Origin of the sequence: Photobacterium satsumensis, from assembly GCF_050336935.1 — a bacterium.
Lineage (GTDB): Bacteria > Pseudomonadota > Gammaproteobacteria > Enterobacterales > Vibrionaceae > Photobacterium > Photobacterium satsumensis.
On record NZ_JAKJSK010000024.1, the window covers coordinates 36,798 to 52,215 of the forward strand.

13 protein-coding genes and 7 tRNA genes are annotated in these 15,418 nt (G+C 51.6%); 2 read left to right on the top strand and 18 right to left on the bottom strand.

Annotated features, from left to right (window positions below):
* Positions 1-2: 2 nt before the first annotated feature.
* From rsfS to leuS, 4 genes are all read right to left on the bottom strand, one after another.
* Positions 3-320, bottom strand: a complete 318-nt coding sequence (rsfS, locus tag L4D79_RS29110) for a ribosome silencing factor (RefSeq protein ID WP_428657222.1) — start codon at positions 318-320, stop codon at positions 3-5.
* A gap of 151 nt (positions 321-471) precedes the next feature.
* Positions 472-1,500, bottom strand: a complete 1,029-nt coding sequence (holA, locus tag L4D79_RS29115) for a DNA polymerase III subunit delta (RefSeq protein WP_428657224.1) — start codon at positions 1,498-1,500, stop codon at positions 472-474.
* The gene (locus L4D79_RS29120; RefSeq protein ID WP_428657226.1) at positions 1,497-2,192 is read right to left on the bottom strand and encodes an LPS-assembly lipoprotein LptE; all 696 of its coding nucleotides are present in this window, start codon (positions 2,190-2,192) and stop codon (positions 1,497-1,499) included. The genes holA and L4D79_RS29120 overlap by 4 nt, the downstream gene beginning before the upstream one ends.
* Before the next feature lie 142 nt (positions 2,193-2,334).
* The gene (leuS, locus tag L4D79_RS29125) at positions 2,335-4,911 is read right to left on the bottom strand and encodes a leucine--tRNA ligase (protein WP_428657228.1); all 2,577 of its coding nucleotides are present in this window, start codon (positions 4,909-4,911) and stop codon (positions 2,335-2,337) included.
* A gap of 184 nt (positions 4,912-5,095) precedes the next feature.
* Here leuS and L4D79_RS29130 point away from each other — a divergent pair, with 184 nt between their 5' ends.
* Positions 5,096-5,578, top strand: coding sequence for a zinc ribbon-containing protein (locus tag L4D79_RS29130; protein WP_428657230.1), 483 nt, complete (start codon positions 5,096-5,098; stop codon positions 5,576-5,578).
* Positions 5,579-5,651: 73 nt separating this feature from the next.
* On the opposite strand, the gene L4D79_RS29135 is transcribed toward L4D79_RS29130, so the two are convergent.
* From L4D79_RS29135 to mtgA, 7 genes are all read right to left on the bottom strand, one after another.
* Complete coding sequence (locus tag L4D79_RS29135; RefSeq protein WP_428657232.1) at positions 5,652-6,314, bottom strand: lipid-binding SYLF domain-containing protein; 663 nt, start codon at positions 6,312-6,314, stop codon at positions 5,652-5,654.
* A 204-nt stretch (positions 6,315-6,518) separates the two neighbouring features.
* The gene (gene lnt, locus L4D79_RS29140) at positions 6,519-8,078 is read right to left on the bottom strand and encodes an apolipoprotein N-acyltransferase (RefSeq protein ID WP_428657234.1); all 1,560 of its coding nucleotides are present in this window, start codon (positions 8,076-8,078) and stop codon (positions 6,519-6,521) included.
* Positions 8,079-8,081: 3 nt separating this feature from the next.
* Complete coding sequence (gene corC / locus L4D79_RS29145) at positions 8,082-8,954, bottom strand: CNNM family magnesium/cobalt transport protein CorC (protein WP_428657236.1); 873 nt, start codon at positions 8,952-8,954, stop codon at positions 8,082-8,084.
* A 99-nt stretch (positions 8,955-9,053) separates the two neighbouring features.
* Complete coding sequence (ybeY, locus tag L4D79_RS29150; protein ID WP_428657238.1) at positions 9,054-9,518, bottom strand: rRNA maturation RNase YbeY; 465 nt, start codon at positions 9,516-9,518, stop codon at positions 9,054-9,056.
* Positions 9,518-10,615 (bottom strand): PhoH family protein, encoded by a 1,098-nt coding sequence (locus L4D79_RS29155; protein WP_428657240.1) that lies wholly within the window; start codon positions 10,613-10,615, stop codon positions 9,518-9,520. Before L4D79_RS29155 ends, ybeY begins: the two co-directional genes overlap by 1 nt.
* Before the next feature lie 81 nt (positions 10,616-10,696).
* Complete coding sequence (gene miaB, locus L4D79_RS29160; RefSeq protein ID WP_428657242.1) at positions 10,697-12,121, bottom strand: tRNA (N6-isopentenyl adenosine(37)-C2)-methylthiotransferase MiaB; 1,425 nt, start codon at positions 12,119-12,121, stop codon at positions 10,697-10,699.
* Between the two features lie 159 nt (positions 12,122-12,280).
* Positions 12,281-12,985, bottom strand: coding sequence for a monofunctional biosynthetic peptidoglycan transglycosylase (gene mtgA / locus L4D79_RS29165; RefSeq protein WP_428657246.1), 705 nt, complete (start codon positions 12,983-12,985; stop codon positions 12,281-12,283).
* Positions 12,986-13,115: 130 nt separating this feature from the next.
* On the opposite strand from mtgA, the gene L4D79_RS29170 reads away from it, so the two are divergent.
* Positions 13,116-14,276 carry a 2-octaprenyl-3-methyl-6-methoxy-1,4-benzoquinol hydroxylase gene (locus L4D79_RS29170; protein WP_428657244.1) on the top strand — a complete coding sequence of 387 codons (1,161 nt, stop codon included), beginning with the start codon at positions 13,116-13,118 and terminating at the stop codon, positions 14,274-14,276.
* Positions 14,277-14,476: 200 nt separating this feature from the next.
* Here the strand turns inward: L4D79_RS29170 and L4D79_RS29175 are convergent.
* The 7 genes from L4D79_RS29175 to L4D79_RS29205 all read right to left on the bottom strand — a co-directional run bounded on the left by L4D79_RS29175 (position 14,477) and on the right by L4D79_RS29205 (position 15,357).
* Positions 14,477-14,561 (bottom strand) — tRNA-Leu (locus L4D79_RS29175).
* 57 nt (positions 14,562-14,618) lie between these two features.
* Positions 14,619-14,693, bottom strand: a tRNA-Gln gene (locus L4D79_RS29180).
* Between the two features lie 37 nt (positions 14,694-14,730).
* Positions 14,731-14,815, bottom strand: a tRNA-Leu gene (locus tag L4D79_RS29185).
* A gap of 67 nt (positions 14,816-14,882) precedes the next feature.
* Positions 14,883-14,967 (bottom strand) — tRNA-Leu (locus L4D79_RS29190).
* Between the two features lie 42 nt (positions 14,968-15,009).
* Positions 15,010-15,084, bottom strand: a tRNA-Gln gene (locus L4D79_RS29195).
* A 37-nt stretch (positions 15,085-15,121) separates the two neighbouring features.
* Positions 15,122-15,206 (bottom strand) — tRNA-Leu (locus L4D79_RS29200).
* A 66-nt stretch (positions 15,207-15,272) separates the two neighbouring features.
* Positions 15,273-15,357: transfer RNA gene (locus L4D79_RS29205), tRNA-Leu, on the bottom strand.
* Between the last annotated feature and the right edge of the window lie 61 nt (positions 15,358-15,418).

Below are 15,418 nucleotides of genomic sequence, written 5' to 3' on the forward strand. Positions count from 1 at the left end.
GGTTAGCCCCAAAGCTTCTCCAGTTGGTAAAGATTGCGGGCATCTTCCTGCATGATGTGCAGCATGACATTGCCCATATCAACGATTACCCACTCACCGTCTTCTTCGCCGCTGATCCCAAATGGCGGGTAATCAATTAGCTTCGATTCCTTGTTAACGTGATCGGCAATCGAGGCGACGTGGCGGTTTGAGGTACCCGTGCACAGCACCATGAAATCAGTGATGCTGGATTTACCGCGAACATCAAGGGTAACGATGTCCTGTGCTTTGATGTCATCTACTTTATCAACAATAAAATCGTGTAGTTCTTGAACCTGCAAAAGGGGATCCTCTTTTGTATGTTTGGTGTCATTACTGTAGACCCAGATAGTGCTGGGTCCCAATGTAGCGGCGCAGTATACCATGCTCAAGCTTGTCCATGACAAGTTGGCAGTAACTTTACATAGCCTGCGCCTAACTTGTGCCTGATGGCTAAAACTTACCCGGTAAAGCGGTCGTTACGCCGCACATTTCGGCACACAGGGCCGATAGGGCATCCCACGGCTGGTAGTCAAAATCGGTTTTTACCCGTAGTTCCAGCTCAGCGAGCTGCCGGAGCAGCCTGATGATAGTGGGTAGCGGCAAGCGGTGTAGTGCGCCGATGTAGACTTCCCGCCGGCTTTGCCAGATCCGGAAGTTCTCGAAGATGTTGTTGAGCGAGGTACCCTTGCTGCCCATTTCCTGCATTTTATACAGTTGGGTCAACTCGCGCTGTAAGGTACGTAACAAGATCACCGCTTCAACGCCTTCGCCCTGCAACTGGCGCAATACTCGCTGGCTGCGTTTGGCTTGACCTGCCAGCACGGCGTCAAGCAGTTGGAACGGGGTGTAGTGGTTATGGCGGCTCAGGGCTTCTTCAAGGCGGACGATGGTTAAATCGCCATCAGGGTAGAGCAATACCAGCTTTTGTAGGCTCTGGGCCAAGGCGAGCAAGTTGCCCTCATGCCATTGGGCCAGTAGTTGTACCGACTCATGATCCGGTTTCAGCCCGAGTTGCTGGCAGCGTCCCTGAATAAACCGCGGCAGATGGCGGGCATCGGGAGTATTGCAGGGAATATACAGCCCTTGTGCGTCAAGTGCCTTGAACCACTTGGTACTTTCCTGCTTTTTGTTGAGACGGGGTCCCTGGATCAGGAGCAAGATGTCTTCGTGCAGGACGTCAATGACTTCCTGCAATGACTTGACCTGCTGGGCGTTTAGGCCATTTTCTGGCAGCTCCAGTTCAATGATCTGGCGGGCTGAAAACAGGCTCATGGCCTGGCAGCAATCGAGCACCGTATTCCAGTCCAATTGGGCGTCGACCGTAAAGCTATGGCGTTCATCAAAACCAGCCTGCTGGGCTGCCTGCTTGATGTGGCCACTTGATTCGAGCTTGAGTAGCGGTTCATTACCGCATAACAGGTAGGCTTGGCGCAGCCCTTTGCCTAACTGCTGCGCCAGTTGTTCCGGGAAAATCCTCATTGCGCCGTTTCAACCTGCTCAACTTGCCTATCTTGCATACTTGCCTGGTTGGCATTATCGCTCGCAGGCACGCTCTCGGCTTTTACGTCCAAGCCAAGCGCTGTGGTGACTTGCTCACCATTGCTGTCGGCATTTGCGCTTTGCTCCAGCAGGGCTTGCAGCTCTTCTTCTTCCATCTGGTTGAAGACAGCTGTCAGACGGGCTAGCTGGCGCATGATCTGTTTGGCGGCCTGTTCGCGCATTTCTTGCTCGATCATGTCACGCTCGACAGATTTAGCCAGTGCCGTTAGCGGGTTATCAAGGAAAGTACGGTTGACACGGGTCGTAAACGTCTGGCTGCCTTTTTCGGGTACAACGATACGGTAGCTTACGGTGTAGGTCAGCTCGTATTCGGCGGCACGGGCATTTTGGTATAGCGATAGGGTACGTTCACCGGTCGATTCGCTGATCAAATGCAGGTTCGGTACTTTGCTTGACGGCGCAACGGGCTCGATACCGTGTAATTGGAATTGTGATTTTACCTGACGGTGCAGTTGGCCATATTGGTCAAAACTGGTCAGGGAAAGCTTGGCAATGTCGTCGGGCAACATATAGTTACCACGGAGATGAAAACCGCAAGATGCAGTCGCCAGCGCCATGAGGACAACAAAGAAGGTTCGGATAATGCTTTTGGAAAAGATGAAAGCTCTCACCGAGTCTGCTCCATGAAAAAAAGTGAAAACTGACCGGCTGACGCGGATGGTTCTAGTTGGGGTGTGTGAGCCGGATTAAACTGTGGCTCCAAATTGGAGCCACAGGTTAGGCACTAGGAAATTGCTTTAGTTCGATGCGAAATTAGTTCGCAACGATGTTCAGCAGTTTGCCTGGTACATAAATCACTTTACGAATGGTTTTTTCGTTTGTGAATTTGGTCACGCCTTCATCGGCCATTGCCAAGGCTTCGACTTGCTCTTTGGTTGAGTCTGCCGCAACTGTTAGTTTAGCGCGAAGTTTACCGTTCACCTGTACGATGATCAGCTTTTCGTCTTCAACCATGGCTTTGTCGTCAGCGACTGGCCACTGTGCGTCATCGATGTTGCTCTCGCCCAGCGTTTCCCACATTTCGAAACAGATATGCGGTGTCATTGGGTATAGCATACGAACGATAGCTTTCAGGGCTTCGTCAAGCAGGGCACGGTCTTGTGCTGATTCTTGAGAGGCTTTAGCCAGTTTGTTCATCAACTCCATGATAGCGGCAATCGCGGTGTTGAACGTTTGGCGGCGGCCAATATCGTCACCCACTTTAGCGATAGTTTTGTGCACATCACGGCGCAGTGCTTTCTGATCAGAAGACAATGCAGCCACATCGACAGCTTCCGCTGCACCATTGCTTGCATGCTCGTTAACCAGTTTCCAAACACGTTTCAGGAAGCGGTTGGCACCTTCAACACCAGACTCTTGCCACTCAAGCGTCATGTCTGCCGGTGAGGCAAACATCATGAATAGACGTACGGTATCTGCACCGTATTTGTCTACCATCTCTTGTGGGTCAATACCGTTGTTCTTCGACTTAGACATTTTGATCATGCCTGAGTGAGTCACATCACGGCCTTTGTCATCAATCGCTTTTTCGATACGACCTTTGTTGTCACGCTCGATTTCTACATCCGTTGGCGCAATCCACTCTTTAGTGCCTTTGTCGTTAGTGTGGTAGAAAGCATCGGCCAGTACCATACCTTGACATAGAAGCTGCTTGAACGGCTCGTCAGAGGTTACGTAACCTGCGTCACGTAGCAATTTGTGGAAGAAGCGAGAGTACAGAAGGTGCATACAAGCGTGCTCGATACCACCGATGTACTGATCGACGGGTAGCCAGTAGTTCGCCTTTTCTGGGTCTAGAATGTCGTCAGCCTGTGGTGAACAGTAGCGTGCGTAATACCAAGACGATTCCATGAAAGTATCGAAGGTATCTGTTTCACGCAGTGCTGGCTCGCCGTTGAAAGTGGTTTTAGCCCACTCTTTGTCGGCTTTGATTGGACTGGTTACACCGTCCATAACCACATCTTCCGGCAAGATCACTGGTAGCTGATCGGCTGGAACCGGGTGAACTTCGCCATCTTCAGTGGTTACCATTGGGATTGGCGCACCCCAGTAACGCTGGCGAGAGACACCCCAGTCACGTAGACGGAAGTTTACGGTCTTCTTGCCTTTACCTTCCGCTTCAAGTTTCGCTGCAATTGCATCGAATGCCGCTTGGAAGTCAAGGCCGTCGAATTCACCCGAATCAAACAGGACACCTTTTTCAGTGTATGCCGCTTCTGATACGTCTAGCTCGCTGCCGTCTTCTGGCTTGATCACTGGAATGATGTCTAGATCGTACTTGGTCGCGAATTCGTAGTCACGTTGGTCGTGAGCTGGAACCGCCATTACCGCACCTGTGCCGTAATCCATCAGTACGAAGTTAGCAACGAATACAGGTACTTCACGGCTGTTAAGCGGGTGGATAGCGGTTAGGCCCGTATCCATGCCTTTCTTTTCCATGGTTGCCAGCTCAGCTTCAGCAACTTTGGTGTTACGGCACTCTTCAACAAAAGCAGCAAGCTCAGGGTTATTCTGAGAGGCTTTTTCTGCAAGAGGGTGACCTGCAGCGATACCCACGTAAGAGACGCCCATCAGCGTATCTGGACGCGTTGTGTAGACTTCTAGTGGCGCTTCTTCACCGTTAACAGCGAAAGATAGCTCAACACCTTCAGAGCGGCCGATCCAGTTACGCTGCATGGTTTTCACCATTTCAGGCCAACCTTCAAGGTTGTCTAGATCGTCAAGAAGTTCTTGTGCGTATTCAGTGATCTTGATGAACCACTGAGGAATTTTCTTTTGTTCAACCGGGGTATCACAACGCCAGCAGCAACCGTCTTCAACCTGTTCGTTAGCCAGTACGGTCTGGTCGTTCGGGCACCAGTTAACTGAAGAGGTCTTCTTGTAAACCAAGCCTTTTTCGTAAAGCTTAGTGAAGAACTCCTGTTCCCAGCGGTAGTATTCTGGGGTACAGGTTGCAAACTCACGGTCCCAGTCGTAGCCGAAGCCCAGCAGTTTAAGCTGGTTCTTCATGTATTCGATGTTCTCGTATGTCCAAGGCGCTGGTGCAGTCTTGTTTTTAACCGCGGCATTTTCAGCGGGTAGACCGAATGCATCCCAACCGATTGGTTGCATTACATTCTTGCCTTGTAGGCGCTGGTAACGAGAGATCACATCACCGATGGTGTAGTTACGCACGTGACCCATGTGCAGTCGACCACTTGGGTACGGGAACATGGAGAGACAGTAGAATTTTTCTTTATTAGGGTCTTCACTTACAACAAAGGTCTTTTTGTTGTCCCAATGTTCTTGAACTTTCTGTTCAATGTCCTGTGGACGATATTGTTCTTGCATCGATGACATCCGGGATTTTGTGAGTTGAGTACAAACACATTCAATATAATCGACATAGAATAACTAAAGGTAAAGGTGTCAACAATAGCTGAAACCACTTCGGGGACGAATTGTTGGCCTATAATGGTGCCAATTACGCAGAAGGCAGGCGGATGCCGGTGAATTAGCGGATAGGAGGTGACCTATGGCAACAAAGAAAACGGATTATGAGGCGCTACTCGAGCAAGTCACGGAAACCCTCAAGCACAGTCCTGATGAGCTAAAACACTGGGCAGAAGTGACGGAAAAGTACCGTCAAGCGGCCAGTGACATGACCAAAGACGAGCTGGCATTAATTTCTGCATACCTCAAACGGGATGTGCAGGAGTTCGGCCAGAATGCTGACGAGAGCCCGGCGCCGTTCAGCGACAGCCCATTTTACCGGGTAGTGAAAGAAACGATTTGGGAAGGACTTGCCGAAGCGACGGACAAAACCCAGATCGAATGGCACGAAGTAATGGATGACCTCAAGCACCAGGGAGTCTATGAAGCGGGTGAGATTGTTGGCCTCGGTCATCTGGTCTGTGAAAAGTGCGGCCACGACGAGGTCATCACCCATGTTAAAGAAATCTCACCTTGCCTCAAATGCGGCCATAACCGCTTTACCCGCAAGCCGCTGTCACCCTAGGCTCCGATTGACTAATCGGAGATAAACAAAAACGGGCCCTTGGGGCCCGTTATTGCTAGCAATACAATGCGGCTTACTCGATAGGCTCTATCGTCTCGACCACCACTGTGGTTGGTGCGGGCTCTGGAAGCTGCGTAGGTATGGCTGTCGACGGCTGAGCACTATTCTGGAGCGGTGTGACACTGAATTTCTGGCCGGCAATGGCTGCTTCCACCATCATCCCGCCTTTGGCGGCAGTGAATACTGCCACCCCGTTGGTGTAGTCAGCGTCGACAAATTTATCACCGGCGCTGGCACGAAAACCTGATGTTCCCGCATTGGCTTGGGCACCCTCGGTCAAGGCCACAGCAGAGGCCGATGCATCAAGCTCGAAGTTACCGTCCATGAAGCGCTCATAGGCGCGTTTGTCCTGGAAGAAAATAATTTCGCTGTAGGATTGGCCACCGAACTGCAGGCCGAAAGAGACTTGGTACAGCTTGGCATGGCCGGTGATCTCACTATCTTTGAAGACCGTACCGCTGCCATAAGCACCGCCAACCCAGAATCCGCCTTTACCAACAGAAGGAAAAACCGCATAGCCATACGCGGTATGGAAAAAGGGCTGGGTTTGTGAGGCGGCTTGGAACTGGGTAAGAGTGGCTTGGGTCTCGAGATCTTCTTTTGCTACCGAACCGGTTGCCACGCAGAGCATAGCGATGCTGCATAGCATGGCAAAGAGTTTGTTGATCGATTTCATTGGCGTTTCCCCAAATAGACGTTGTGCTGTTGTTATTCCAAGCTTTTGATAGGTACAGGCACTACGCGTGCTGTGGCACACTCCAATACACACCACTTGGTTATCTGTCCAATATATTAACAAGGTGAATGAAAAGGCGAAGGGGTTACCTTCGCCTTTCGGGGGGATTGTCAGCGTTGATTCAGCGTAATGCTGGCGAGCCGGTTAGTCGTGGTAGTTCACTTGCGGTTGCTCGTCACGAAACCGACCGGCCTGACGGCGGATCAGGATCCACGATAAGGCGACAGACCACAGGATGTAGATATACAGTGGCCAGCTACCAAGCGTGGTGTACGGTGTCATACCTATGGTCGGCACCACTTCTGCTCTGAGGACACCTGTTTCGAACTGCGGGATCTGCTCAATGATCTTACCCTTGTGATCGACAATACCGGTCAGGCCGCTGTTGGTTGCGCGCAGCAGGGGCTTACCAAGTTCAAGCGAGCGCATCTGGGCAATTTCCATATGCTGGAATGGGCCGATGGATTTACCGAACCAGGTATCGTTAGACAGGGTCAGCAAGAATTCGGTATCGATATTGACGTTGCGACGCACCTGCTCGCTGAACGCGACTTCGTAGCACAGTGCTGGTGCCAGCGAGTAGCCATTGGCCTCGAGGTTCGGTTGGATGTAATCCCCCCGGCTGAACGAAGACATCGGCAGGTTGAAGAACGGTGCAATTGGACGCAGGATATCGCCGAACGGCACGAATTCACCAAACGGTAGCAAGTGGTGCTTGCTATAGCGCTCTGCTTGGTCGTACTGGTACGGGCCGACTGCATTGACGCCAAGTGTGAGGATGTTGTTGTAAAACTCCCCTTGCTCATTTTGGTCCAGCACCCCGGTGATCACGGTACTGTTGTTATTGCGTGCTGCCGCATCGAGATTCTGCAGGAAGGTGGTGACCTGAGTTTCTAATGCTGGGATCGCCGCTTCCGGCCAGATGATCAAATCTGCGTCCCAGTTTTCTCGGGTCAGATCGGTGAACTTCATCAGGGTCGGCCAGCGCTGGCTTGGCAGCCATTTGATTTCCTGCGGTACGTTACCCTGGATCATCGCGACATCGACGGTATTGTCGGTGTCCGGTTTGACCCATTGCTTTTGGCCGGCAAACAGGCTTAGAGCCAAAATGAAGACTGGTACCAGTAGCGGGCGCCAGTTACGGTAGTAAGTGGCTGCCACGAGGGCACCGCCAGTGAGCAGCAGTGCCAAGGTGATCCCTTCTACCCCCAAGATAGGAGCAAGGCCGGCATATGGGCTATCAATTTGTCCGTAGCCCAACCAGAGCCATGGGAAGCCGGTCATCAGCCAGCCGCGGATCCAGTCTAGCAACAGCCAGAGTACCGGGCCGCTCAGCATCAGCTGGTGGAACGGGCGGCCACGGTTGAATTTGTTGAACAGGGCGCCGAATACGGCGGGGTAAAGGGCAAGGTAGCCAATCAGCAGTGCCATTAATGCCCAGCCAGCTAACCATGGCATTCCGCCAAAATTAGCGATACTGACATGAACCCAGCTGATCCCGGTACCAAACAGACCCAAGCCCCACAACAAACCGATCAGCGCGGAGCGCTTGACGGATTGATTCTGCAGTAAGTACAGAAAAATAAAGAGGGAAAGTGGAGCAAGGTACCAGTGATGGTAGGGAGCGAAGGATAAGGTGGCTAAGGCACCTGCTGGGACAGCCAGCAATGGCTGCCCCAACTTCTTAAGGGTATTTTTCGTCATTCGTTATGATGTTGTCGTCGGTTGAGGTGCTTCGTGAGGCACGGTCACTTGCAACTGAATAACCCGGCGGTTGTCGGCTGACGTTACCTTGAATGAGTAGCCCGCCAATTCAACGATCTCCCCTCGGGTAGGCAGGTGACCAAAGCTGGTCATCACCAAGCCGCCGACGGTATCGACTTCTTCATCGCTGAATTGGGTATGGAACATTTCATTGAACTCTTCAATGGTTGTCAGCGCTTTCACCGCATATGTGTGTTTGCTTAACTGACGAATATCCTGCTCTTCCTCGTCGTCGAACTCGTCCTCGATTTCGCCAACGATTTGTTCAAGGATATCTTCAATGGTGATAACACCGGATACCCCACCAAACTCATCGACCACAATAGCCATGTGGTAACGTTCTTCACGGAACTCCTTGAGCAGGCGGTCAACCCGCTTGCTTTCCGGCACAACGACCGCAGGTCGCAGTACTTTTTCCATATCGAACGGTTCGCTGTTAGGCTGCAGGTAACGTAAAAGATCTTTAGCCAGAAGGATCCCTTCGACGTGGTCTTTGTCGTCACTGATCACCGGGTAGCGTGAGTGCTGGGCATCAACAATTAAATTAATTAGATCCTCTACCTTCTGAGAACGCTCGATAGTGACCATCTGAGAGCGCGGGATCATGATGTCACGGACACGCATCTCGGAAATTTCCATGACCCCTTCGAGCATGTCGCGGGTGTCGTGGTCGATCAAATCGTTTTCTTCTGAATCACGGAAAACCTCTACAAGCTCTTCGCGGTTCTGTGGCTCGCCTTGGAACAGCTGGCCAATTCGTTCAAAGAAGGACTTTCTACTCGGACCTTCAGAATTTTGTGAGTTATCTTCGTTCATTGTTTGTAAGAATTACTTCTCTCAGTTAAGTGGCTGTGCCACGGGAATATACGGCACCTCAATGTGCCGTATTAGTTTGACAACAATAACATGAAAAGTTTACTGCTTTTCTTCGGCATACGGATCGACATAGCCCATCTGCTGCATGATGTCCGTTTCCAAGCTTTCCATCTCTTCTGCTTCGTCGTCCTCTATATGGTCATAACCTAGCAGATGAAGACTGCCGTGTACAACCATGTGTGCCCAATGGGCATTTAGAGGTTTATCCTGCATCTTAGCTTCTTTTTCGACGACCTGTCGGCAAATGATCAAGTCGCCCAGCAGTTCCAGCTCCACACCCGGTGGTGCCTCGAACGGGAAAGACAGGACATTGGTCGGTTTGTCTTTGCCACGGTAATCATGGTTAAGACTATGGCTCTCTTCCTCGTCGACCAAGCGGATAGTGACTTCGGCATCGGCTTGGAAGGGAGTGATAGCAGCATCCAGCCATTGCTGGAATTGCGCTTCGCTAGGCATACCGTCGGTGTTTTCAGTGGCTACCTGGAGATCGAGATAAATCGCCATTAGTTTGTTTTTTCCGTTTCTACTGCTGGGGTGGCAACCGGTGCGGCAGCGGCAGCTTGCATGGCGGCTTGCTCATCACGTCGGCGCAGCTCGGTGAGCTTGCGTTGTTTTTGATCCGCGCTTTCCCATACCTCGTAGGCCTGGACAATTCGAGCAACCACAGGGTGGCGAACGACATCGTCGGCCTGGAAGAAGTTGAAGCTGATCTCATCGACATCGGACAGTACTTCAATCGCATGGCGCAGGCCGGAACGGGCACCGCGAGGCAAGTCGATTTGGGTCACGTCGCCGGTGATCACCGCACGGGAGTTGAAACCGATACGGGTCAGGAACATCTTCATCTGCTCGACGGTCGTGTTCTGGCTTTCATCAAGAATAATAAAAGCGTCATTGAGAGTACGGCCACGCATGTAGGCGAGCGGCGCAACTTCAATCACGTTGCGTTCAATCAGCTTCTCAACACGCTCGAAACCCAGCATTTCAAACAGGGCATCGTAGAGCGGGCGTAGGTATGGGTCGACCTTCTGGCTCAAATCACCGGGTAGGAATCCCAGTTTCTCACCGGCTTCAACCGCAGGGCGGGTCAGAAGAATACGACGGATTTCCTGACGCTCCAGCGCATCAACCGCAGCAGCGACAGCCAGATATGTCTTACCGGTACCTGCCGGGCCAATGCCGAAGGTAATGTCATGGCGGACCATGTTGGCAATGTACTGGGCCTGGTTAGGTGTGCGTGGCTTGATCACCCCTTTCTTGGTTTTGATCACCACTTCCTTGCCATAAGGAATGCTTGATTCGGTAGACTGCTCTAGGACACCGGACTCTTTGATAGCCAAGTGAACTTGATCAGGTTCGATGTCAGGAATGGTGTTGCGAACCGGGGCGGTATCGACATACAGGTTTTTGATGATATCGGCGGCGGATTCGGCTGTGTGGGGCTGTCCGACCACACTGAAACTGCTGCTGCGGTGGTTTATTTCTACACCCAAACGGCGTTCAAGTTGTTTGATGTTATCGTCGAAAGGGCCACAAAGGCTGGAAAGGCGCTGGTTATTGGCGGGTTCCAGATTGAATTCAATAGTAATAACTTTGCTCAAGATTTGCCTCTCAATAGGGCCACCCGTGCGGGTGGCCTAGGGTTCAGGGCGCGTCCTACTAGTGTTCAGACGGGCGTCTTACTATGGAGTATATACGCCAACACCCAATTCATCTTCTTTGCGTGTTTTTTCCATCACTTCGGCTGGAGACATGGCCACGCGTAGGTCCATTTCTGCTTCGGTGCGAACTAACTCACCACGTAGCGAGTTGGTGAAGACGTCAGTGATTTTCACGTCAACGAACTGGCCGATTAGCTCTGGCGAACCTTCAAAGTTCACCACGCGGTTGTTCTCGGTACGGCCGCGCAACTCCATCACGTTCTTCTTCGATGGGCCTTCAATCAAGATACGCTGCTCGGTACCTAGCATCTGGCGAGAATAGCGCATAGCTTGAGTATTGATCTGTTGCTGCAGTTCATACAAGCGTTCTTTCTTCACTTCTTCAGGCAGATCACATGGGTAATCGGCTGCCGGTGTACCTGGACGGGCAGAGAAGATAAAGCTGAAGCTGATATCGAAGTCGACATCGCGGATCAGTTTCATCGTATCCTGGAAGTCTTGATCAGACTCGCCCGGGAAACCAACGATAAAGTCAGAGCTGATCGTGATATCCGGACGCGCTTTACGTAGCTTGCGGATCTTCGACTTGTACTCGATCGCGGTGTGTGGGCGCTTCATGTTCGTCAAGATACGGTCCGAACCACTTTGTACCGGTAGGTGTAGGAAGCTCACCACTTCAGGGGTGTCTTGGTACACTTCGACAATGTCATCAGTGAACTCGATCGGGTGGCTGGTGGTGTAGCGAATACGGTCGATGCCGTCGATAGCCGCCACCAGACGCAATAGCTCCGCGAAAGTCGCGATATCACCATCGTGGGTTGCACCACGGAAAGCATTTACGTTCTGGCCAAGCAGGTTGACCTCACGTACGCCTTGTTCTGCCAGCTGGGCGATCTCGAATAGTACGTCATCCAGCGGGCGACTTACTTCTTCACCACGGGTATAAGGAACCACACAGTAGGTGCAGTACTTCGAGCAGCCTTCCATAATCGAAACGAACGCCGTCGGGCCTTCAGCACGAGGTTCTGGTAGGCGGTCGAATTTCTCGATTTCCGGGAAGGAAATATCCATGACTGGCGCATGGTCGCTCTGCGATTGCTTGATCATCTCAGGCAGGCGGTGCAAGGTCTGTGGGCCGAAAATGACATCGACATATGGTGCACGCTTGCGGATTGAATCGCCTTCTTGGGTTGCTACACAACCCCCCACGCCGATCACTAGCTCAGGTTTTTTGTCTTTTAGGGTTTTCCAGCGACCAAGCTGGTGGAACACTTTTTCCTGGGCTTTTTCACGGATGGAGCAGGTGTTAAGCAGCAGAACGTCTGCTTCTTCTGGTTCTTCCGTTATCTCGAAGCCATTGGCTGCATTAAGAAGATCGGCCATTTTTGATGAATCGTATTCGTTCATCTGGCAACCCCAGGTTTTGATAAGCAGTTTCTTAGCCATGTCTAACTCTTCACTCGTAGTGTTTATTCATTGCATTTCACATTGCTTCATTCCGCTTCGGCGGTCAAAACAAGGCCGCCTGCGGTAGCAAGCCGCGTATTGTACTGCTTTAAAGCGTGCCTGACTAGATCATCACCACCCCGAATATTTTGTGGTTTTTCATTCTGTCGCTACCGGTTTGAGTTTATTGAGGGTTTGGGGGCCCAATTGACGCATTTGTTGATGGATCCATTGACTGCGTTGCTGAATATAGGGTGTCATGGGGGCTGGTTGCATTCGGTAAGGGTTGGGTAATACCGCTGCCAGTTGGGCGGCTTGCTGGGCGTTGAGCCGACTGGCGGGAATACCGAAAAAGGTCTGGCTGGCCGCCTCCACCCCGAACAGGCCTGGGCCGAATTCTACGATGTTCAGGTAGACTTCCAAGATCCGTGATTTGTCCCAGAGAACTTCCATCCACAGGGTAAAGTAGAGCTCGACCCCTTTGCGCAGGAATGTACGGGATGGAAACAGGAACAGGTTTTTGGCCGTTTGCTGGGTGATGGTACTGCCTCCCCGGCTGGGACCCTCGCTACCCGTTTGTTTGAGGATCGCCAGGATAGCGTTGATGTCAATGCCGCTATGATCGGGGAAGTGCTGATCTTCAGAGGCAATCACTGCGAGCTGGACATTGGTTGATATCGCAGCCATCGGTACCCATAAATGCGCTGAGCGTGGTGGATAGCCTTGTGGGGGAAACCATTCACGGTGAAGTTGCCAACCCCACACTGGCGGGTTGATATACTTCCCAGCCAATACCAGCAAGATAGGCAGAACAAGGGCTAGCAACAACAGCCTGAGTAGCCAACTTTTGATAAATCCGATCATCACCCTCATCTCTGTGCGGCAGTTAGCGTTTATTAATCACTGATGCGTTAGTGAATTTTGATAGAATAATGGCAGCAACGCGCCACTGGGCGCTGTACTCTTTTCTTGAGCATAACAAATGGGAACCGATATGGAACAGTTTGATGTGGTTGTGGCTGGCGGCGGTATGGTCGGAGCGGCAACAGCAATAGGGTTGGCCCAGCAGGGGCTATCTGTTGCAGTGTTGGAAGGGGTAACCCCAGCCCCGTTTGCATCCTCGCAGCCAATGGATCTGCGGGTGTCGGCTATTTCCCCACATTCTGTTTCATTGCTGGAACGGTTGGGGGCGTGGGAAGCGGTGACGGCCATGCGCCTCTGTCCGTATAAACGATTGGAAACCTGGGAGCACCCAGAGTGCCGTACCCGTTTCAATGCTGAGCATATGCACCTTAACCGCCTTGGCTATATTGTCGAAAACCGGGTTATCCAACTGGCGCTGTGGCAGCAGTTCGAACTCTATCCGAACCTGACGGTGAAGTGCCCAGCCCGTATGGTTTCAGCAGTCGAAACCGACAGTGGTTATGAGATTGCACTCGAGGATGGCAACTCACTGCGTGCTACTTTGCTGGTGGGGGCCGACGGTGCTCAGTCGCGTGTTCGCCAACAGGCGGGAATTGGGATCACCGCTTGGGACTACCGCCAGCATTGCATGCTGATCAATGTCGAAACGGCCTCGCCGCAGCAGGATATTACCTGGCAGATGTTTACGCCTCACGGCCCGCGTTCATTTCTGCCGTTGCCGGGCCATCAGGGCTCATTGGTATGGTACGACAGCCCGGCGAAGATCCAGCAGCTGTCGGCGATGACTCCAGCTCAGCTGGAAGCGCAGATCATTACCCATTTCCCACCAGAGCTGGGTGAAATCAAAGTCCTTAACCATGGCCGCTTCTCGCTCACCCGTCGTCATGCCCAGCAATACTATAAGTCAGGCGTGGTGCTGTTAGGCGATGCAGCTCATACTATTAATCCGTTGGCGGGGCAGGGGGTCAACCTTGGCTTCAAGGATGTTGATGTCTTACTGCATGAAATCGAGAAAGCGGGTCAAGATTGGTCTAACGTTCGGGTACTCAAAGCTTATGAGCGCCGCCGCCGGCCGGATAACCTGCTGATGCAAAGTGGCATGGACTTTTTCTATACCACTTTCAGTAACAACTTACTGCCGGTGAAGTTGTTACGCAATGCGGGGTTGAAGCTGGCCGAACAGGCTGGGCCGATTAAGCAGAAAGTATTGAAATATGCGATGGGAATGTAGCTGCCCGGAACGGGGGAGTAGGCATAAGCGCTGAAAAAGAAAAAAGCCGAATGTTTGTAAAAACATTCGGCTTAACAACCAGAGAGATACGATCATTGAGTTGGTTGTAAAATTTGTTGCCTAACTTTCTGGATAATAATGTATTTTATTAACCATATGCCAGACATAAGAAAACCCACCAAAAGGTGGGTTTCTAAAGATGGTGCGGAAGGAGAGACTTGAACTCTCACACCTTGCGGCGCCAGAACCTAAATCTGGTGCGTCTACCAATTTCGCCACTTCCGCGTACTTACCGTCTATATCCATTTTAGCAACGAATAACGAAAGACGTTAAGCAAAAGATGGCAGGTCTACCTGGATTCGAACCAGGGAATGGCGGCATCAAAAGCCGCTGCCTTACCGCTTGGCGATAGACCTGCAGTTGCTCTTTACAGAGACTTGAGTCCAGAGAGAATGGTGCGGAAGGAGAGACTTGAACTCTCACACCTTGCGGCGCCAGAACCTAAATCTGGTGCGTCTACCAATTTCGCCACTTCCGCATTTTTGTGCTGTTGCCAGCTGCTTCTCTGGTTTTCTCAATTAAGCCGGAGCTCAATCGAAGAATGATGGTGCGGAAGGAGAGACTTGAACTCTCACACCTTGCGGCGCCAGAACCTAAATCTGGTGCGTCTACCAATTTCGCCACTTCCGCATACTTACCGAATGTTCCGAAGAAACTCGTTAAGTTTAATAATGGCAGGTCTACCTGGATTCGAACCAGGGAATGGCGGCATCAAAAGCCGCTGCCTTACCGCTTGGCGATAGACCTGCAGATGCTCTTTGCAGAGACTTGAATCCAGAGAGAATGGTGCGGAAGGAGAGACTTGAACTCTCACACCTTGCGGCGCCAGAACCTAAATCTGGTGCGTCTACCAATTTCGCCACTTCCGCATTTTGTGCTGTTGCCAGCTGCTTCTCTGGTTTTCTCAATTAAGCCGGAGCTTAATCAAAGAATGATGGTGCGGAAGGAGAGACTTGAACTCTCACACCTTGCGGCGCCAGAACCTAAATCTGGTGCGTCTACCAATTTCGCCACTTCCGCATACTTACCGAATGTTCCGAAGAAACTCGTTAAGTTTAATAATGGCAGGTCTACCTGGATT